Source organism: Pseudomonas sp. JS425, from assembly GCF_018223845.1.
In the GTDB taxonomy this organism is placed as follows: Bacteria; Pseudomonadota; Gammaproteobacteria; order Pseudomonadales; family Pseudomonadaceae; genus Aquipseudomonas; species Aquipseudomonas asiatica.
In genome coordinates this window covers 3,570,189-3,590,061 of the sequence record NZ_CP073661.1, presented here as the reverse complement: position 1 = coordinate 3,590,061, position 19,873 = coordinate 3,570,189, and the positions used below count along the sequence as shown (strand labels likewise).

Genomic DNA, 19,873 nt, shown 5'->3' with positions numbered 1-19,873 from the left:
CGTGGGCGGCCTGTTCGCCCGGCTGGTGGAGTCCAGCGACCCTGTACTCATGCGCCAGGCGTTGGCCTGGCTGTATGGTTTCGTGCGCCCCCATCGACGCGCCATCGGCCTGTTGCTCGGTTTGTCGCTGGGCGCCTCGTTGCTGGCGCTGGCGCAACCCTGGCTGGTCAAGACGCTGATCGACGAGGGGCTGCTGGCCAAGGACTACCAGACCCTCTGGCACATGGCCGCGATCATGATCGGCGCGGGCCTGCTGGGTACCGTGCTGGCCGGGGTCAACCGCTACCTGCACACGCGCTTGTCGGGGCGCATCCTGTTTGCCCTGCGCGACGACCTTTACCGCCACCTGCAGCAGCTGTCGCCGACGTTCTACGGGCGGCGGCGCATCGGCGACATCCTTTCGCGGCTGGATGGCGATGTAGCGGAAATCCAGCGCTTTGCCGTGGATTCGCTGTTTTCGGCGGTGTCGGCGGTGATCGGCCTGGTGGGCGCGGTGGTGTTGATGCTGATGCTGTCGTGGCAACTGTCGCTGCTGCTGGCGCTGCTGGTGCCGATCGAAGTGCTGTGGCTGCGCTGGATGCGGCGCAAGGTGGAGCGCGAAGTACGCAACCTGCGCGAACGCTCGGCAGATGTGTCGTCATTCCTGGTCGAAACCCTGCCGGCGATGAAGTTCATCCAGGCCGCCGGCCAGCAAGGCCGCGAGGCGGGGCGCCTGGACCAGCTGGGGCAGGGCTACATGCGCCAGTTGCTCAAGGTGCAGGTGACCGAATTCTTCACCCAGGCCATTCCCGGCACGCTTACCTCCTGGTGCCGCGCTTGCGCGTTCCTGGTCGGCGGTTGGTGGGTAATCCAGGGCACTTGGCAACTAGGTGCGCTGATCGCCTTTTCCACCTACATGGGCATGGCAGTAGGGCCGGTGCAGAGCCTGCTGGGCCTGTACGTGGCGGTGCAGCGCATGGCGGTGAGCCTGGGGCGGGTGATGGAACTGAAGCAGGAGGCCGTGGCCGTGCGCCCGGCAGCCAACCCTCAGCCGGTGCCCGACGGCCCGGGCGAATTGCGCCTCGAGGGGGTGAGTTTTGCCCATGAAGGGCGCCAGGGCGCGGTGCTGAACGACGTGCAGGTGTGCGTGCCGGGTGGCCTGAAGGTGGCCATCAGCGGTGCCTCAGGGGTGGGCAAGTCGACCCTGATCGACCTGCTGCAGCGCTTCTACGACCCGGACGCCGGGCGCATCCTGCTGGACGGCACCGACCTGCGCGAACTGGATCTGGCCGCGCTGCGCCGGCGTATTGCGGTGGTCAGCCAGGATATCGTGCTGTTTCGCGGCACCCTAGCACAGAACCTGGCCTACGGCGTGCCCGAGGCCAGCCGTGAGGAACTGGAGCGGGTGGTGCGCCTGGCGCGGCTGGACAGCCTGGTCGACAGCCTGCCGCTGGGCCTTGACGGCCTGCTGGGTGAGCGTGGCCAGCAGTTGTCCGGCGGGCAGAAACAACGCATAGCCATCGCCCGCGCGGTGCTGCAGGCGCCGGCGATCCTGGTACTGGACGAGGCCACCTCGGCGGTGGACGAAGCCACCGAGCGCGAAGTGATCGCGGCCATCGACCAGTTGTTCGCCGGCCGCACGCGCATCCTGATCAGCCACCGTGCTTCGACCCTGGCCGATGCCGACCTGCACCTGCAGCTGCACGCTGGCCAGTTGCAGGTGCTGCCCGAGGAGGTGATCAGGCATGGGCACTGACGTGCGTGTTGGCGTGATCGACAGTGGTTGCACGCCGGAGCAGGCCAGCGCCTTGCTGGGCGCGCGCCGCTTCTGGCTGGAGGACGGCCAGTTGCGCGAAGGTGACATGCTGCCCGACCAGCTTGGGCACGGTAGCGCGGTGCTCGCCGGCTTGCAGCGGGAGGCCGGGCCGGTGCCCGTGCTGCTGGCCCAGGTTTTCGGCGCCCAGGCCAGCACCAGTGCCTTGCAGGTGGCGGCCGCGCTGCTGTGGCTGGTGGAAGCGGGGGTTACGCTGGTCAACCTCAGCCTTGGCCTGCAGCAGGACCGGCCAGTGCTGCACCAGGCCTGCGCCGAGGCTTTGGCCGCGGGTGTGCTGTTGTGCGCCTCCAGCCCGGCGCAGGGCGGGCCGGTGTATCCGGCCAGCTACCCCGGGGTGATCCGGGTTACCGGCGATGCCCGGTGTGCGCCGGGCCAGTGGTCCTGGCTGGGTACCCGGCAGGCGGACTTCGGCGGTTATGTGGGGGCGGGCGGCAGGGCGGGCGCGAGCCTGGGCTGTGCGGCCCTGAGTGGCAGGATCGCTGCGTTGCTGTGTGACGAGCCGGGCATGGGCCAGCAGCAGGTTCATGACTGGTTGCGCCACCACGCGGCGTTTACCGGCCCCGAGCGACGAGGTGTCGGCCATGGCTGAACCGCGCATTGTGGTGTTGGGGGCAGGCCCTGCGGGTGCGGCCACGGCCATTGGCCTGCGGCGGCTGGGTTATGCGGTGACGGTGGTGTCCGAGTGGCGCCGGTTTGCGGCGGTCGAAGGGGTTTCGCAGCGGGTGCTGGACGGGCTGCGCCATGCCGGCCTTGGCGGGGCGTTGCGCCAGGCGGCGATGCCGGCGACTCGGCAAGTGCACTGGAACGGCCAGCAGCTGCAACTGAACCAGGAGTTTCTACTCGACCGGCAAATGTTTGACCGGGCGCTGCGCGACGACCTTCAGCGTGCGGGTGTGAGCGTGGTCGAGGGGCGGGTGCGTGAGGTGGTTCGCGAAGTCGGTCATGGTATTCGCCTGGACGACGGGCAGATACTGCAGGCCGATTTCCTGGTCGAAGCCCGAGGCCGCCAGGCCCCGTTGGCCGCCGACCGCCTGCGCGGGCCGGAGACGGTCAGCTTGCTGAATGTCTGGCAGGCCGCCCCCGGGGCGCCCGCGTCGGCGGTGGAGAGCCTGGCGGATGGCTGGGCGTGGATGGCGCGCCTGGAAGACGGCCGCTGCTACTGGCAAGTCACCTTGGACGCGGCCGGGCTGCCGGGCAAGGCCGGCTTGGCGGATTACTGTGCGGCGCGGCGAGCCGGCAGCGTGCTGGTGGCCGAGCTGTTCGATGCCAGGGCCTTGGCGCCGGCAGAGGTGCATGCGCGCAGCAGCACCGCGATTCTGGCCGGTGAGTGTGTCGGGCAGGACTGGATACGCGTGGGCGATGCTGCGATGGCCGTTGACCCACTGTCGGGCAACGGGATCTTCCAGTCGTTGTCTTCGGCGCTGCAGGCACCGGTGGTGATCAATACCTTGCTGCGCAGGCCCGAGCGGGCCGGGTTGGCGCGGCAGTTTCACCAGCAGCGGATCGAACAGCTGTTTTTGCGTTTTGCCCGGATCGGGCGGGATTTTTATGGGCAAGAACAGGGGCGGGTGGGGCAGCCGTTCTGGGCGCGGCGGCAGGGTTGGCCGGACATGCAGGCATTGCACGTGGCGGCGGACTGGAGCGCGGTGAGGGTCGAGCGGCGGCCGGTGTTGCGTGACGGGCTGGTGGATGAGGCCGAGGTGGTGGTGACGGCGGATCAGCCGTTGGGGGTGTGGCATTTGCAGGGGGTGGAGCTGGCGCCGGTGGTGCGTGGGCTGCGTAGCGGCCGACCTATCGAGGCAGTGTTGTCAGGCCTGCCAGGGGAGCAGCAGATGATGGTGCGGCGGTGGTTGTTGGAGCAGGGCTTGGTTTGAGATTGCCGAGGCCGCTTTGCGGCCCTTTCGCGACACAAGGCCGCTCCCACAGGTCTGCACAAACCTTGATGGCAGCGCTGTACCTGTGGGAGCGGCCTTGTGTCGCGATGGGCTGCGCAGCAGCCCCAGGATTTCGAATCAGAAGAAAGTCCCGACGATCAGCTGCATATAGGTGCCGGTATCCCGCCCACCCAGCTGCGTCCCGCCATTGGCTGCGCTGCGTTCCGGTTTGTAGAACCCTACCAGCGGGCTGATCAGCAGGTGGTCGTTGACCATCCATTCCACATACAGGTCCAGCTCCCGCCCGCCCAGGTTGCCCTGGTCGGTGTCCAGCGTATCGAAGTCGAAGTACAGCGCGCCGACGGTCAGGTTGTCCCGTGGTTTGCCCTTCAACGCCACGTGATGCACCTGGCTGTTGCTGTTGAACGGCCCGGCATAGTTGGCTGCCACCTCCCCCTGGAACCAGGTGCCATAGCCACGGCTCAGGCCATAGAACAGCGGGTCGAAATCTTCGGAAAAGCGGCTGTAGCGGTAGGTGGCGGTGGGTGACCAGGGCAGTTCGGAGAAGGTCCAGTTGCCCTCCAGGTACCAGGCGTTCTCCCGCCCGCCGGTTTTGTCCTGGGTCACGTACTCGGCGGCCAGCTCCAGGTCTTTCACCCCCAGGTTGCCACGCCCGCGCAGGCTGGCGGTGTCCATGCCGTCGCGGTGTTCCAGGCCCATGATCTGCGCGTAGCGCTGGTCCACGTCGAGGCCACGGATCCAGCTCAGGCCGACGGTGCCGGCGTCGGCGACGTGCTCCAGGTTGGCCACCGCCAGCGAGGTGTCGGCCTGGTAGTGGTTATCGGACTTCAGCCACATCAGGTCGCTGCGCCAGCCTTGCTTGCCGCCCAGGCGCAGCACGGCGGTGCGGTCGAAGGCCTTGCGTGCGGCCAGGTAGTAGGCGCCGCCGCGGTCGAAGTTGGCGCCCAGGTCGACCTTGCCCAGGTTCACCGGGTCGCCCTGGATCAGGAAGCCGTCGCCCAGGGTCACCACCTGGCGGCCGCCGGAAATGTCCACGCCGTCTTCGCCCAAGGCCGGGAACAGGTTGGCCGAGCGCCAGCCCAGGTACAGGTCTTCGATGGCGGTGCGGCGCTCGTCACCCAGGGTCAGGCCGGCGGCATCGCCGTCGCCCCAGGTGGCGGAGCTAAGCAGGTTGAAGGCGCCGTAGAGCGCGCCGCTGTCGGCCAGGGCCTGGCTGCCGCTGAGGCCATACTTGACGTAGCCTTCCTGCCAGGCGGTACTGCCGGGCTTGCGGTTGCCGGCCAGGTTGAAGCTTTCGTCGCTGTGGAAGGCGCCGAACAGGGCTTCGAGGTCGGCGTTGAGGGTGGTGCCGTCGTGGTTGTACAGCTCGTAAGCCTGGGTGATGGGGGCGGCGAACAGCAGGGCCAATGTGCAGGCGAGTTTGTGCCTCATGGTGTGCTCCATGTTTTTGTTGTTGTTCTCGGGTTGCCTGTGCCGGCCTCTTCGCGGGTGAACCCGCTCCCACAAGGACCCCACAGTGTTCAGGCCTGTGATGATCCTGTAGGAGCGGGTTTACCCGCGAAAGGGCCGGTACAGGAAAATGATCAGAGCTTGATCAACACCGATTTCAGCTCGGTGTAGTGGTCGATGGCAGCCGCCCCCATTTCACGGCCGACGCCGGACATCTTGTAGCCGCCAAACGGCAAGGCAGGGTCGAGGGCGCTGTGGCAGTTGACCCACACCGACCCCGACTTGATGCGCGGGATCATCCGGTGCACGGCAGACAGGTCGTTGGACCAGATGCTCGCACCCAGGCCATAGGGGTTGTCGTTGGCCATGCCGATCACTTCGTCGATGTCATCGAACGGCATCGCCACCAGCACCGGCCCGAAGATCTCTTCCTGTACCAGGCGGTGGCGCTGGTCGACATCGACGATCACCGTCGGCTTGACGAAGTAGCCAGGCCCGAAGCCTTCGCCACCACAGGCGATGGTCGCGCCCAGCTCGCGGCCAAGCTCGATGTAGCCGGTGACGCGGTCCTGCTGCTTGGCCGAGATCAGCGGGCCCATCTGCACCGCAGGGTCCAGGCCGCTGCCCAGCTTCATGCCGTTGGCGATGCCGGCGATGTCGGCCACCACGTTGTCGAAATGCTTGCGGTGCACGTACAGGCGGGACCCGGCACAGCACACCTGGCCCTGGTTGAAGAAGATCGCCGTGGCCGCGCCGGCGGCGGCTTCCTGCAGGTTGGCGTCGGGCATGACGATGGTCGGCGACTTGCCGCCGAGTTCCAGGGTGACGCGGGTCATGTTGTCCATGGCTGCCTTGCCGATCAGCTTGCCGACCTCGGTGGAGCCGGTGAAGGTCAGCTTGTCCACGCCGGGGTGGCGGCTGAGTGCGGCGCCAGCGTTCAGGCCGGTGCCGGTGACCACGTTGAACACGCCAGCCGGGTAGCCGGCTTCGTCCACCAGTTCAGCCAGCTTGAGCACGCTCAGCGGTGTTTCGTCCGCGGGCTTGAGCACGACGGTGCAACCGGTAGCCAGGGCCGGGCCGAGCTTCCAGCAGGCCAGCAGCAACGGGAAGTTCCAGGCGACGATGGCGCCGACCACGCCCACTGCCTCGCGCCGCACGAAACCATGGAACTGGTCGTTGGGCATCAACGGCATCGAGGCTTCGACGGTGCTACCCTCGATCTTGGTGGCCCAGCCGGCCATGTAGCGCAGGAAGTCGATGGCCAGTTGCACGTCCATCACCTGGGCAACGGCGGCGCTCTTGCCGTTGTTCAGGCATTCCAGTTCGGCCAGCTGGCGGGCGTCGCGCTCCATCAGGTCGGCCAGGCGCCACAGCAGGTTCTGCCGTTCGCGTGGGCGCAGGCGGCTCCACGGCGAATCGTCGAAGGCCTGGCGAGCGGCGCGCACCGCGCGGTCGACATCTTCGGCCTCGGCGGCGGGCACTTCACCCAGTACCTCGCCAGTGGCCGGGTTGCGGAACGACAGGGTGCGACCGCTGGCGGCGTCCTGCCAGTCGGCGCCGATGCGCATCTTCAGCTTGCGTTCGAGAAAGGCGCGGGTGGCGGGCAGGATGGGCAGTTCGGAAAGCATGGGACGGTGCCTCTTGTCATTGGATGTGACAGGCATAGGCGCAATGGGCGTGCCAAGGTCGATAGATGGCTGCAAACCGTTGAACGGGTTGGGTTTTGTCCTGGTGCAAGGTTGGGATTGCAGGGTTGCGCTGTTGCACATTGAGACGGTGTGAGACGGTGGTGAAACAGTGGCTGTTCCGGCCTCTTCGCGGGCACGCCCGCTCCCACAGGTACGGCGCTGGCCCCGGCGTGTGGGAGCGGGCAGGCCCTTGTCTCAGGATGAAACACCCTGTCGCGAAATGGCACGCTGCAATTGGCCATACCTGCTGCTGGCCAAGGCCGAAAAACCGGCTAACAGGTTGAAAGAAAACACTTTTACAGCACCTGGCACAGTTCCTGTATCGCAACCGTCACATGCACACCTGCTGTACCAAAGCGTGCGAAAACGATAAGAACAACAACCGTGGAGGTCTGACCTTGAAGACGACTCGACTCCGGCGGCATGCGGGCAAACTGGCGCTGGTCGCCGCCGCGCTGCTGAGCACCCAGGCCATGGCGGCCGAGCAGGGCCCGAGCCTGTTGCAGAACAAGTGCATGGGGTGCCATATCCCCGAAGGCAACGACACTTACAGCCGCATCAGCCACCAGCGCAAGACGCCGGAAGGCTGGCTGATGAGCATCGCCCGCATGCAGGTGATGCACGGCCTGCAGATCAGCGACGACGACCGCCGCACCCTGGTCAAGTACCTGGCCGACAAGCAGGGCCTGGCGCCCAGCGAAACCGATGGCGTGCGGTATGCCATGGAGCGCCGGCTGAACACCGTCGAGCAGTTCGACACCCAGCTCAGCGAAACCTGTGGCCGTTGCCACTCCGGTGCCCGTGTCGCCTTGCAGCGGCGCCCGGCCAAGGAGTGGGAGCACCTGGTCAACTTCCATCTCGGCCAGTGGCCGTCCCTCGAATACCAGGCCCAGGCGCGTGACCGCGACTGGCTGCCGATCGCCCTGCAACAAGTGGTGCCGGACCTGGCCAAGCGCTACCCGCTGGAAAGCGCGGCGTGGGCCGAATGGCAGAAGGCCAGGCCCAAGGCCGATGCGCTGCCGGGCCAGTGGGCATTCAGCGGCCACATGCTGACCAAGGGCGATGTGCGCGGGGTGATGAGCGTCACGCCTGACCAGGGCGATACCTTCAAGGTCGAGGTCAAGGGCGCTTATGCCGACGGCACGCCGTTCAATGGCAGCGGTTCGGCGATCCTCTACAACGGCTATGAATGGCGTGGCAACGTCAAGGTCGGCGACGCCAACCTGCGCCAGGTGTTCGCCGCGCTGGATGGCGAAATGAAGGGCCGCATGTTCGAGGCCGAGCACGACGAGCGTGGCCTGGACTTCACCGCAGTGAAGGAGGGCAAGGCGCGCCTGCTGGCGGTACAGCCGGCATTCATCAAGGCCGGTGGCGAAAGCGAGATCACCCTGGTCGGCAGCGGCCTGGTCGGCAAACCGGACCTGGGCGCTGGCGTGGAAGTGACCGAGGTACTGGAGCAGACCCCAACCCTGGTACGGGTGAAGGCCCGCGCCGCGGCCGATGCCAAGCCTGGCCAGCGCGAAGTCGCCGTAGGGGCGCTCAAGGGCGTCAACCTGGCGGTGTACGACAAAGTCCAGGAAGTGAAAGTGGTGCCGGCGTTCTCCATCGCCCGCATCGGCGAAAACGGTGCCTCGGTGCCCAAGGTGCAGGGCCGCTTCGAGGCCGAAGCCTGGGGCAAGGACGCCAATGGCCAGCCGCTGCGCATCGGCTACTTGCCGGCCAGCTGGAAGGTCGAGCCGTTCAACGAGCGTGCGGTCGAGGACGAAGACGTCAAGTTCGCCGGGAAGATGCAGGCCGATGGCGTGTTCGTGCCAGGCGGTGCTGGCCCTAACCCGGAGCGCAAGATGATGACCAACAACGCCGGCAACCTGAAGGTCATCGCCACCCTGGCCGACGGTGGCCAGACTGGCGAGGGGCACATGATCGTCACCGTACAGCGCTGGAACAACCCGCCGCTGCCGTAACGGCAGGGGGCTTACGGTTTTCCAACGGATCGATTATCGGGAGGTCGCCATGGGCGCGCTACTGAACCTGGTCGAACGCAACCTGCATGAAGTGCAGGTCGACGCCGACCGCATGCTGTTCCATATCCCCAGCAGTTCGCTGTTCACCGCCGACGCGGTGACCGGCGGCATCATCGACACCCTGCGCCAGCAAGGCTGCTCGGCCGAGGAGCTGATGCAGCGCCTTGGCCAGCGGTTTGCCGGCAGCGATATCCAGGACACCCTGCGCGAGCTGATCGCGCTGGAACTGGTCAGCGACGGCTCGCCGCTGACCCCGGAAATCGCCCTCAAGCAGGTCGAACGCACGGCGCTGAACACCGTGGTGCTCAACGTCAACACCGGCTGCAACCTCAGCTGCACCTACTGCTACAAGGAAGACCTGGACAAACCGTCCGCGGGCAAGAAGATGAGTACCGCCACCGCCGAGGCTTCGGTGGAGATGCTGCTCAAGGAGTCGCCCGACGAGCAGCGCTACAGCGTGGTGTTCTTCGGTGGCGAGCCGCTGTCCAACCGGCCACTGATCGAGCACATGGTCGCCTACTGCGAGCGGCGCTTCGCCGAGGCGGGCAAGCAGGTGGAGTTCATCATGACCACCAATGCCACCTTGCTCAACGAAGAGATCGTCGACTGGCTCAATGCCCATCGCTTCGGCCTGTCGATCAGCATCGACGGCCCCAAGACCGTGCACGACCGCAACCGCATCACCGTGGGCGGGCAGGGCACCTATGACGTGGTGCGGCGCAAGGTCGACATGCTGCTGTCGCGCTACCACAGCCGCCCGGTGGGCGCACGGGTCACGCTGACCCGTGGCATCACCGACGTCGAGACCATCTGGAACCACCTGTTCAACGAACTGGGCTTCGCTGAAGTCGGCTTTGCCCCGGTCACCTCCGGCGACATGGCCAACTTCAACCTCACCGGCGAAGAGCTGGTTCAGGTGTTCGCCAACATGAAGGCGCTGGGCCGGCGTTACCTGGAGGCTGCGCTGGAGCACCGCAACATCGGTTTCTCCAACTTGCACCAGCTGATCACCGACATCCACGAAGGCCACAAGAAGGCCCTGCCGTGCGGCGCCGGGCTGAAGATGCTGGCCGTGGACCATGAGGGCGAGCTGAACCTGTGCCACCGCTTCACCGGCTCCAGCCTGCCGACATTCGGCAATGTGCACCAGGGCGTGAAGCAGGCGCAGCTCAACGACTTCCTGTCGCAGCGCCTGGACCGCAGCAACACCGGCTGCGACAGCTGCCGCATCCGCAACCTGTGCTCCGGCGGCTGCTACCACGAAAGCTATGCCCGCTATGGCGACCCGCAGCACCCGACCTACCACTATTGCGAACTGATGCGCGACTGGGTCGACTTCGGCATCGAAGTCTACAGCCGCATCATGGCCGCCAACCCGGCCTTCATCGATCGCTACATCACCCCGCGGAAGGCGCACTGACATGAAGCACTTGAAGCCCCTGAACAACAAGGCGCGCATCCTCGAGCAGGCCGCCGCCGAAGACCGCGTCGAAGAAGTCATGGCCATGAGCGCAGTGGCGGGCTGCACCGCCACCACCGACCCGGGCTGGGAAGTGGACGCCTTTGGTGGCGTGAGCTCGCTGTGCCAGCCGATGGAGGCCGACCTGTATGGCTGCTCCGACCCTTGCTGGTGGCCGGCCCAGGTGCCGGACATGATGAGCACCTACCAGGACTGGAACGCCCAGGCGAGCAACTCGGCGGAAGACTGGCGCAACCTCGGCACCGTGTTCCCGAAAGACAAGTGACCGGCCCAACAAGAATGACAAGGGGAAACCGCATGAAAGCTGGACGCTGCGCGTCACTCGCGCTCACCATCGCCGCCACGGCCTGTGCCGGGCTGGTACAGGCCGCCGACACCGGGCCGGCGTTGAAGGCTGGCCACGAATACATGATCGTGACCAACTACCCGAACAACCTGCACGTGGTCGATGTGGCCAGTGACACGGTGTACAAGAGCTGCGTGATGCCCGACAAGTTCGGCCCCGGCACCGCGATGATGGCGCCGGACAACCGCACCGCCTACGTGCTCAACAACCACTACGGCGACATCTACGGCATCGACCTGGACACCTGCAAGAACACCTTCCACGCCAACCTGTCCAGCGTGCCGGGTGAGGTGGGCCGGTCGATGTACTCGTTCGCCATCAGCCCGGACGGCAAGGAAGTGTACGCCACGGTCAACCCGACCCAGCGCCTGAACGACCACTACGTGGTCAAGCCACCGCGGCTGGAGGTGTTCAGCACCGCCGACGGCCTGGAGGCCAAGCCGGTGCGCACCTTCCCGATGCCGCGCCAGGTGTACCTGATGCGAGCGGCGGACGATGGCAGCCTGTACGTCGCCGGGCCGGACATCTACAAGATGGACGTGAAGACCGGCAAGTACACGGTGGCCTTGCCGCTGCGCAACTGGAACCGCAAAGGCTACAGCGCCCCGGACGTGCTGTACTTCTGGCCGCACCAGAGCCCGCGCCACGAGTTTTCGATGCTGTACACCATTGCCAGGTTCAAGGATGACAAGCAGGACCCGGCCACCGCCGATCTGCTGTATGGCTACCTGAGCGTCGACCTGAAGACCGGCAAGACCCACACCCAGGAATTTGCCGACCTGACCGAGCTGTACTTCACCGGGCTGCGTTCGCCGAAAGACCCGAACCAGATCTACGGCGTGCTCAACCGCCTGGCCAAGTACGACCTCAAACAGCGCAAGCTGATCAAGGCGGCGAATCTGGACCACACTTACTACTGCGTGGCCTTCGACAAGAAAGGCGACAAGTTGTACCTGGGCGGCACCTTCAATGACCTGGCGGTGTTCAACCCGGATACGCTGGAGAAAGTGAAGAACATCAAGTTGCCGGGTGGGGACATGTCCACCACCACGCCGCAGGTGTTCATCCGTTAAACCGGTGTTGCTTTCTTCGCGGGAAAACCGCTCCTACAAGGATCTCCACAGGGGCTGAATGTGGTGCGGTCCCTGTGGGAGTGGGTTTACCCGCGAAGAGGCCCGCTCAATCAACACAAGAACAACAAGAGACCGCCCATGCCCCAGCCAAGCTACTCCCAGGGCAACCAGGACAAACCCCTGCTTACCCAGTGCATCGGCGACGCCTTCGACACCACCGTCGCCCGCTTCCCCGACCGTGACGCGCTGGTCGTCCGCCACCAGGCACTGCGCTACACCTGGCAGCAACTGGCCGAAGCCGTCGACCAGCACGCCCGTGCGCTGATGGCCCTGGGCGTGCAGCCCGGTGACCGCCTCGGCATCTGGGCACCCAACTGCGCAGAGTGGTGCATCACCCAGTTCGCCAGCGCCAAGGTGGGCGCGATCCTGGTCAACATCAACCCGGCCTACCGCTCCAGCGAACTGGACTACGCCCTGGGCCAGTCCGGCTGCCGCTGGGTGATCTGCGCCGACGCGTTCAAGACCTCCGACTACCACGCCATGCTGCTGGGCCTGGTCCCGGGCCTGGCCGGCGGGCAGCCGGGCGCCCTGATCTGCGAACGCTTCCCCGAACTGCGCGGTGTGGTCAGCCTGGCCGTCGCGCCACCGGCGGGCTTTCTCGCCTGGCACGACCTGCAGGCCCGTGCCGCGGCCGTCAGCCGCGAAGCCTTGGCCGAGCGCCAGGCACAGCTGCGCTGCGACGACCCGATCAATATCCAGTACACCTCGGGCACCACCGGTTTCCCGAAAGGCGCCACCCTCAGTCACAGCAACATCCTCAACAACGGCTACATGGTCGGTGAAAGCCTGGGCCTGACCGAGCATGACCGGCTGGTGGTGCCGGTGCCGCTGTACCACTGCTTCGGCATGGTCATGGCCAACCTCGGCTGCATGACCCACGGCAGCACCCTGATCTACCCCAACGACGCCTTCGACCCGCTGGCCACCCTGCGTGCGGTGGCGGAAGAAAAGGCCACGGCGTTGTATGGTGTGCCGACCATGTTCATCGCCGAACTGGACCACCCCCAGCGCGGCGAGTTCGACCTGTCCAGCCTGCGCACCGGGATCATGGCCGGCGCCACCTGCCCGATCGAAGTGATGCGCCGGGTTATCGGCGAGATGCACATGGCCGAGGTGCAGATTGCCTACGGCATGACCGAAACCAGCCCGGTGTCGCTGCAGACCGGCGCCAGCGACGACCTGGAGCGCCGCGTGACCAGCGTCGGGCGCACCCAGCCAAGGCTGGAGAACAAGGTGATCGATGCTGATGGCAACACGCTGCCGCGGGGCGAGATCGGCGAATTGTGCACGCGGGGTTACAGCGTGATGCTGGGCTATTGGAACAACCCCAAGGCCACGGCTGAAAGCATCGATGAGGAAGGCTGGATGCACACCGGCGACCTGGCGGTAATGGACGAGCAGGGCTATGTGCGTATTGTCGGGCGCAGCAAGGACATGATCATTCGCGGCGGCGAGAACATCTACCCGCGCGAGCTGGAGGAGTTCTTCTTCACCCACCCGGCGGTGGCCGATGTGCAGGTGATTGGCGTGCCGTGCAGCAAGTACGGTGAAGAGATCGTGGCCTGGGTGCGGCTGCACCCGGGGCATACGGCCAGCGCGGAGGAACTGCGCGATTGGGCGAAGGCGCGGATCGCGCACTTCAAGGTGCCGCGGTACTTCCGCTTTGTCGATGAGTTCCCGATGACGGTGACCGGCAAGGTGCAGAAGTTCCGCATGCGCGAGATCAGTGTCGAGGAGCTGTCTGCCAGGTGAGGTGTCGCCTGTGCTGGCCTCTTCGCGGGTAAACCCGCTCCCACAGGTATTGCACAGGCCTCAAGGGCAGTGGAGAACCTGTGGGAGATTCTATGGTTTTCAGCAAGCCAGTTTCGCGCCTTTAGTGACGTATTCGTCCTGATTTTTCATCAGGGCGAATGCCACCCGCGCGAGCTTTCTTGCCAGGATTACCAAAGCTTGGGTTGTTGCTTTACCACTGCTCCGATGCTGTTCGTAAAGCCCTTTCCAGGCTGCCGATCTGCTGGCCGCCATCGCAGCGTTGTGCAATAAGCGACGAATTTCTGAACAACCTCGCTTGGTGAGGCGACGTCGCCCATTCTTCTGCCCGGAATCACTGACTCGTAAATCCATTCCTAGGAATGCAATGTACGAGTCACTGCTTTTGAACTCGCCCCTTGTAAAAGCCATCACCAATGCTGCGGCGGTGAGAAAACCAATGCCCTCTACTGCCTGGCAGCGAGCGACTTGTTCCTGTAGCCCAGCGTCTCGCAGTACTTCTTTAATCTTCTTTTGAATCAACTGATCCAGCCGATCTATCGACTTCACAAAAGTTTCGAAGGCGGCTTTCAAAAGGCTTTCGTTAGCCCAGCTCTGAGTCATTGCAGTACGAGCAGTCACCAAGGCGGCTCTGCGTCGCAAGAGGCTCTGAAGCTTGCCGTAGACAGCGGGAGGCGGGCTCCAAGGGCGAAGGTCCTCGCCTTCATTTTTTAAAAAACGGGACAACAACCGAGCATCGGAGGGGTCGGTTTTAACCCGTCCCCCAACACTTTTCCGGTAGTTGCTCAATTGAAAACCATCGATGACATAGACCTCGAAGCCTAGGCTGTGGGCCAATTCAACCAGGTCCAAGTGGTAGACATTGGTCGCCTCAACAGCGATAGCGGTGTTGAGGGTTTGTTGCTTGAGCCACCTTCTGATCTCGAGTTTGGAGTTTTTCAGCCTGATGATCTCGTCGCGATCATCGTGGTGGATAACCAGCTCAGCCTTCGCGACATCCGCACCCACGATCAACTTACCTACCTGCATTGCCATGGGCGGCTCCTCACGTTATGGTTTTTCGGCTTGAAGGGGTTTCACCAAGAGGCGCTGGCTTGCTTCTATCGTCGCTTGCAAACGATGCATTCTTTATCGGCGCTTTGGTGGAAGGGGTGGGGCGATGTCTCCCACGGTCTGTACTGCTGTGAACAGTCAGAATCGGGCATTTAGTCCCACCACCCCTTCAAGTCTAACCATACAAGCGGGTTTACCCGCGAAGAGGCCAGTACAGGCAGCAGATGACCTCAGCCTTGCAACAACTCCGGGCTGTTGAAGTTGCTCAACCTGCGATCATCGTCGACACATTCCAGCCCCTGCACCGCTTCACGCAGCAAGGCCTTCTGCAAACTCCGCTCGCCCGCCACCCAGGCCTGCTCCAGCACCGGCAACACCCGGCGTGGCAGCACGCTGAACATCGGCTGCCAGTACCCACCCTGGCGCACCATGGCCGCACTGTCACTGGTCACTGCCAGGTGCAGCAGGTCCTCGATCAACCCCCGGTCAACCAGCGGTGCATCACAGGCCAGCAGCACCACCCATTCATGCCGCGCCACCTTGAGCCCGGCAATCACCCCCGCCAACGGCCCGGGGTAGTCCGCCTCGGCATCGCCCACCAACTGGTCGGCATACGCCTGGTAGGCCTGCTGGTTACGGTTGCAGGAAATCACCAGGTCATCGCTGAGCGGCCGTACCACGCGCTGCACATGCGCCACCAGCGGTTCGCCCTGCCAGTCGACCAGGCCCTTGTCGCGGCCGCCCATGCGCTGGCCGCGGCCACCGGCGAGAATGAGGATGGAGCAGGGGGGCAGGGCATCAGGCATGAAAAAGGGTTCCGGGCAGTCAATGCCGGGAACCCTCCCATTTCACGCGGGGCTTGTCCAGTCAGCTGTCGCTGGTCACGGCCTGCGTGTCGGCCTTACCCGCCTGGCGTCGCCCGGCAAGGCGCATCACCACCACGAAGAACACCGGCACGAACACCACAGCCAGGGTGGCGCTGAGCATGCCGCCGATCACCCCGGTACCGATCGCCTTCTGGCTGGCCGAGCTGGCGCCGCTGGCAATGGCCAGCGGCACCACGCCGAGGATGAACGCCAGCGAGGTCATCACGATCGGCCGCAGGCGCAGGCGCGCGGCCTGCACGGCAGCGTCGGCAGCATCCACGCCCTGGTCGACCAGGCTCTTGGCGAACTCGATGATCAGGATGGCGTTCTTCGCCGACAGGCCGATCAGGGTGATCAGGCCGACCTTGAAGAACACGTCGTTGGGCATGCCGCGCAGGGTCACCGCCAGCACCGCACCGAGCACGCCCAGCGGTACTACCAGCAGTACTGCGGTGGGGATCGACCAGCTTTCGTACAGCGCTGCCAGGCACAGGAACACCACCAGCAACGACAGCGCCATCAGCATCGGTGCCTGGCTGCCGGACAGCCGCTCCTGCAGCGACAGGCCAGTCCATTCCAGGCCGGCACCGGCCGGCAGCTGGGCCACCAGGCGCTCGATCTCGGCCATGGCTTCGCCCGAACTGTAGCCGGCTGCCGGTTCGCCGGAAATCGACACCGCCGGGTAGCCGTTGTAGCGGGTCAGCTGCACCGGGCCGCTGACCCACCTGGCCTGGACGAAGGCGCCCAGTGGCACCATCTTGCCGCTGTCGTTGCGCACGTGGATCTTCAGCAGGTCTTCGACCTGGCTGCGCTGGTCGCCTTCGGCCTGCACCACCACCCGCTGCATGCGGCCCTGGTTGGGGAAGTCGTTGACGTAGCTGGAGCCCACGGCCACGTCCAGCACCGAACCGATATCGGCAAACGATACGCCCAGGGCGTTGGCCTGGCGGCGGTCGATTTCCAGTTGTACCTGCGGGCTTTCCGCCAGCGAGGCTTCGCGCACGTTGGTCAGCACCTTGCTTTTGCCGGCATTTGCCAGCAGCTCGTCGCGGGCGGCCATCAGCTCGGCGTGGCCCATGCCGCCGCGGTCCTGCAGGCGGAACTCGAAGCCGGTCGACTCGCCAAGGCCGTCGATTGGCGGTGGCAGCACGGAATAGGCCACGGCGTCCTTGAGCTGGGTAAAGGCCATGGTCGCGCGGTCGGCGATCGACTGGGCGCTGTCGTCGGCACCGCGCTCGGACCAGTCCTTGAGCGTGGTGAAGGCCAGTGCCGCGTTCTGCCCGCTGCCCGAGAAGCTGAAACCCAGGATCAAGGTGGTGTTACCCACGCCGGGCTCTTCGGCGTTGTGCGCCTCGATCTGTGCCGCCACCTGTTCGGTGCGCATGCGGCTGGCGCCTGGCGGCAGCTGGATATCGGTGATGGTGTAGCCCTGGTCTTCGGTGGGCAGGAACGCCGTGGGCAGCTGGCTGAAGCCATAACCCAGCACCGCCAGCAGCAACGCGTATACCAGCAGGTAGCGGCCGCTGCGCTTGAGTGCCTGCACCACCCAGCGCTGGTAACCGTTGCTCATGCCCTCGAAGCGCCGGTTGAACCAGCCGAAGAAGCCCTTGCGTTCGTGGTGCTCGCCCTTGGCCACCGGCTTGAGCAGGGTGGCACACAGCGCCGGGGTCAGGCTGAGGGCGAGAAACGCCGAGAACAGGATCGACACTGCCATCGACAGCGAGAACTGCTGGTAGATCACCCCCACCGAGCCTTGCATGAAGGCCATGGGCAGGAACACTGCCACCAGCACCAGGGTAATGCCGACGATCGCGCCGCTGATCTGGCCCATGGCCTTGCGCGTGGCCTCCTTGGGCGGCAGGCCTTCTTCGGCCATGATCCGCTCGACGTTCTCCACCACCACGATGGCATCGTCGACCAGGATGCCGATGGCCAGCACCATGCCGAACAGGGTCAGCACGTTGACCGAGAAGCCCATGGCCAACATCACGGCGAAGGTGCCCATCAGGGCCACCGGCACCACCAGGGTCGGGATCAGGGTGTAGCGCAGGTTCTGCAGGAACAGGAACATCACTGCGAATACCAGCAGCATGGCTTCGAACAGGGTGTTGATGACCTGCTCGATCGACACCTTGACGAATGGCGAGGTGTCGTAGGGGATGTCGTACTTGACGCCTTCGGGGAAGTAGCGCGCCAGGTCCTGCATCTTCGCCCGCACCAGGGTGGCGGTTTCCATGGCGTTGGCGCCCGGCGACAGCTGCACGCTGAAGGCGGTGGCCGGCTTGCCGTTCAGGCGCGTGCCGTACTGGTACTCCTGGGCACCGATCTCGACCCGGGCGACATCGCCGATGGTCACCGTGGAACCGTCCGGGTTGGCACGCAGGACAATCCCGGCGAACTCCTCGGGGGTGCTCAGCTGGCCCTTGACCACCACGTTGGCGGTGATTTCCTGAGTGCCACGGGTGGGCAGGTCACCAATGCTGCCGGGGGCCACCTGGGCGTTCTGCGCGGCGATGGCCTCGGCCACGTCGTTGGGCGTGAGGTTGAAGCCGATCAGCTTGCGCGGGTCGATCCAGATGCGCATGGCGCGTTCCGAACCGTACAGCTGGGCCTTGCCGACGCCCTTGAGGCGGCGGATTTCGTCCATCACGTTGCGCGCGAGGATATCCGACAGGGCGGTTTCGTCGAGCTTGCCATCTTCGGAGGTGAGGGTGGCCAGCAGCAGGAAGCCGGTGGAGACCTTTTCCACCTGCAGGCCTTGCTGGGTTACCGGGCGCGGCAGGCGCGACTCGACCACCTTCAGGCGGTTCTGCACGTCGACCTGGGCCAGGTCCGGGTTGGTGCCCGGGGCGAAGGTGGCGGTGATGGTGGCGCTGCCCAGGCTGCTCTGCGACTCGAAGTACAGGAGGTTGTCGGCGCCGTTGAGCTCCTGCTCGATCAGGCTGACCACGCTCTCGTCCATGGTCGCCGCCGAAGCGCCCGGATACACGGCGTAGATTTCCACCTGCGGCGGGGCCACGTTGGGGTACTGGGCCACCGGCAGTTGTGGGATGGCCAGGGCACCGGCCAGCAGGATGAACAGGGCGACCACCCAGGCGAATACCGGGCGGTCGATGAAGAATTGCGGCATGAATCAGGCCCTCACTGGCCAGTGTGCTGTGCGATGGGCGATGCCCCTGATGCATTGTCGACCTGCACCTGGTCACCGGCCTTGACGTGTTGCAGGCCCTCCACCACCACCCGCTCGCCGGGGGCCAGGCCTTCGCTGACGATCCAGCGGTCGCCCTGGGCGCTGCCCAGTACTACCTGGCGGTCGCTGACCCGGGCCTGCGGGTCGACCACCAGCACCTTGGGCACGCCAGCGCTGTCGCGCAGGATGGCGCGCTGCGGCACGCTCAGGCCCTTGGGCTGCACGGCCTGCTCCAGGCGCACGCGCACGTAGCTGCCGGGCAGCAGGTCGAGGTCCGGGTTGGGGAACTCGCTGCGCAGGGTGATCTGGTTGGTGCTGGGGTCGACGCTGATGTCGGAGAACAGCAGTTTGCCCGGCAACGGGTAGGTGCTGCCATCGTCCTGGATCAGCGTGGCCCGGGCCTGGCCGTCGCCCACCTGCTGCAGCTCGCCGGCACGCATGGCGCGGCGCAGGGCGTTGAGCTCGCGGGTCGACTGGGTGACATCGGCGTGGATCGGGTCCAGCTGCTGGATGGTCGCCAGGGGCGTGGTCTCGTTCTGCCCGACCAGCGCACCTTCGGTGACCTGGGCGCGGCCGATACGGCCGGAAATCGGCGCGGTCACGGTGGCGTAGCCGAGGTTGAGGCGGGCGCGTTCCAGGGCGGCCCTGGCCTCGGCCACTGCGGCATCGGCCTGCAGGTAGCTGGCCTTGGCGTTGTCGTACTCCTGGCGGCTGACGGCTTTGTCGTCGACCAGTTCGCGGTAGCGCTGCTCCTGCAGGCGTGCCTGGTACAGGGTGGCCTCGGCCTTGGCCAGGGTGGCGCGGGCGCTGTCGTGGTCGGCCTTGAACGGCGCCGGGTCGATCAGGAACAGCACATCGCCCTGCTTGACGTCGCTGCCTTCGCGATACACCCGTTTGAGCACAACGCCCGCGACACGTGCTCGCACTTCGGCGGTGCGCGGCGCGAGGATACGGCCGCTTAGCTCACTGCTGATGGCCAGTGGCTGCAGTTGCAGGGTTTCCACCCGCACTTGCGGGGTGGGGGCCTGTTCTTCCTGTTCGGCGCTGTCGTCGCAGCCGGCCAGGGACAGGCTCAGGAACGCCAGAAGCGCCAACGGGCGCAAGCGTGGGGGGAGGGTAGTAGACATACGGATCTTCCGATGATGACCGCCGGTATGCTACGGCAG

Annotated in this window: 14 protein-coding genes; 8 read left to right on the top strand and 6 right to left on the bottom strand. The window is 65.5% G+C overall.

Going from position 1 to position 19,873, the window contains the following annotated elements:
- Position 1: 1 nt before the first annotated feature.
- The 3 genes from KDB76_RS16725 to KDB76_RS16715 are packed head-to-tail and all read left to right on the top strand — an operon-like array spanning position 2 to position 3,687.
- On the top strand, positions 2–1,735 hold the full coding sequence (locus tag KDB76_RS16725) for an ABC transporter ATP-binding protein (protein WP_013972851.1): 1,734 nt from the start codon (positions 2–4) through the stop codon (positions 1,733–1,735).
- Positions 1,725–2,402, top strand: coding sequence for a hypothetical protein (locus KDB76_RS16720; RefSeq protein WP_013972850.1), 678 nt, complete (start codon positions 1,725–1,727; stop codon positions 2,400–2,402). Before KDB76_RS16725 ends, KDB76_RS16720 begins: the two co-directional genes overlap by 11 nt.
- Entirely contained in the window at positions 2,395–3,687 is a 1,293-nt protein-coding gene (locus tag KDB76_RS16715; RefSeq protein WP_038409716.1) for a tryptophan 7-halogenase, read from the top strand. Before KDB76_RS16720 ends, KDB76_RS16715 begins: the two co-directional genes overlap by 8 nt.
- Positions 3,688–3,825: 138 nt before the next feature.
- Here KDB76_RS16715 and KDB76_RS16710 read toward each other — a convergent pair whose 3' ends face one another.
- Together KDB76_RS16710 and KDB76_RS16705 are read right to left on the bottom strand one after the other, a co-directional pair.
- The gene (locus tag KDB76_RS16710) at positions 3,826–5,139 is read right to left on the bottom strand and encodes a hypothetical protein (protein WP_024087216.1); all 1,314 of its coding nucleotides are present in this window, start codon (positions 5,137–5,139) and stop codon (positions 3,826–3,828) included.
- Between the two features lie 152 nt (positions 5,140–5,291).
- Positions 5,292–6,785, bottom strand: coding sequence for an aldehyde dehydrogenase family protein (locus tag KDB76_RS16705; protein ID WP_013972847.1), 1,494 nt, complete (start codon positions 6,783–6,785; stop codon positions 5,292–5,294).
- Positions 6,786–7,243: 458 nt separating this feature from the next.
- Here KDB76_RS16705 and peaA point away from each other — a divergent pair, with 458 nt between their 5' ends.
- From peaA to KDB76_RS16680, 5 genes are all read left to right on the top strand, one after another.
- Complete coding sequence (peaA, locus tag KDB76_RS16700) at positions 7,244–8,809, top strand: quinohemoprotein amine dehydrogenase subunit alpha (protein WP_038410440.1); 1,566 nt, start codon at positions 7,244–7,246, stop codon at positions 8,807–8,809.
- Positions 8,810–8,858: 49 nt separating this feature from the next.
- Positions 8,859–10,289 (top strand): quinohemoprotein amine dehydrogenase maturation protein, encoded by a 1,431-nt coding sequence (gene peaB, locus KDB76_RS16695; RefSeq protein ID WP_015270568.1) that lies wholly within the window; start codon positions 8,859–8,861, stop codon positions 10,287–10,289.
- Position 10,290: 1 nt separating this feature from the next.
- Complete coding sequence (gene qhpC / locus KDB76_RS16690; RefSeq protein ID WP_004375838.1) at positions 10,291–10,614, top strand: quinohemoprotein amine dehydrogenase subunit gamma; 324 nt, start codon at positions 10,291–10,293, stop codon at positions 10,612–10,614.
- Positions 10,615–10,646: 32 nt separating this feature from the next.
- Complete coding sequence (gene peaD, locus KDB76_RS16685; protein ID WP_015270567.1) at positions 10,647–11,768, top strand: quinohemoprotein amine dehydrogenase subunit beta; 1,122 nt, start codon at positions 10,647–10,649, stop codon at positions 11,766–11,768.
- 138 nt (positions 11,769–11,906) lie between these two features.
- On the top strand, positions 11,907–13,580 hold the full coding sequence (locus tag KDB76_RS16680) for a fatty acid CoA ligase family protein (RefSeq protein ID WP_024087214.1): 1,674 nt from the start codon (positions 11,907–11,909) through the stop codon (positions 13,578–13,580).
- Between the two features lie 99 nt (positions 13,581–13,679).
- Here KDB76_RS16680 and KDB76_RS16675 read toward each other — a convergent pair whose 3' ends face one another.
- The 4 genes from KDB76_RS16675 to KDB76_RS16660 all read right to left on the bottom strand — a co-directional run bounded on the left by KDB76_RS16675 (position 13,680) and on the right by KDB76_RS16660 (position 19,834).
- A complete protein-coding gene (locus tag KDB76_RS16675; RefSeq protein WP_013973518.1) occupies positions 13,680–14,633 on the bottom strand; it encodes an IS110 family transposase in 954 nt (317 codons plus the stop codon).
- Positions 14,634–14,881: 248 nt separating this feature from the next.
- Positions 14,882–15,457: a molybdenum cofactor guanylyltransferase MobA gene (mobA, locus tag KDB76_RS16670; RefSeq protein ID WP_013972842.1), complete on the bottom strand. Its 576-nt coding sequence runs from the start codon at positions 15,455–15,457 to the stop codon at positions 14,882–14,884.
- Between the two features lie 61 nt (positions 15,458–15,518).
- Entirely contained in the window at positions 15,519–18,647 is a 3,129-nt protein-coding gene (locus KDB76_RS16665; protein ID WP_024087212.1) for an efflux RND transporter permease subunit, read from the bottom strand.
- An 11-nt stretch (positions 18,648–18,658) separates the two neighbouring features.
- The gene (locus tag KDB76_RS16660; protein ID WP_038409715.1) at positions 18,659–19,834 is read right to left on the bottom strand and encodes an efflux RND transporter periplasmic adaptor subunit; all 1,176 of its coding nucleotides are present in this window, start codon (positions 19,832–19,834) and stop codon (positions 18,659–18,661) included.
- Positions 19,835–19,873 lie beyond the last annotated feature (39 nt).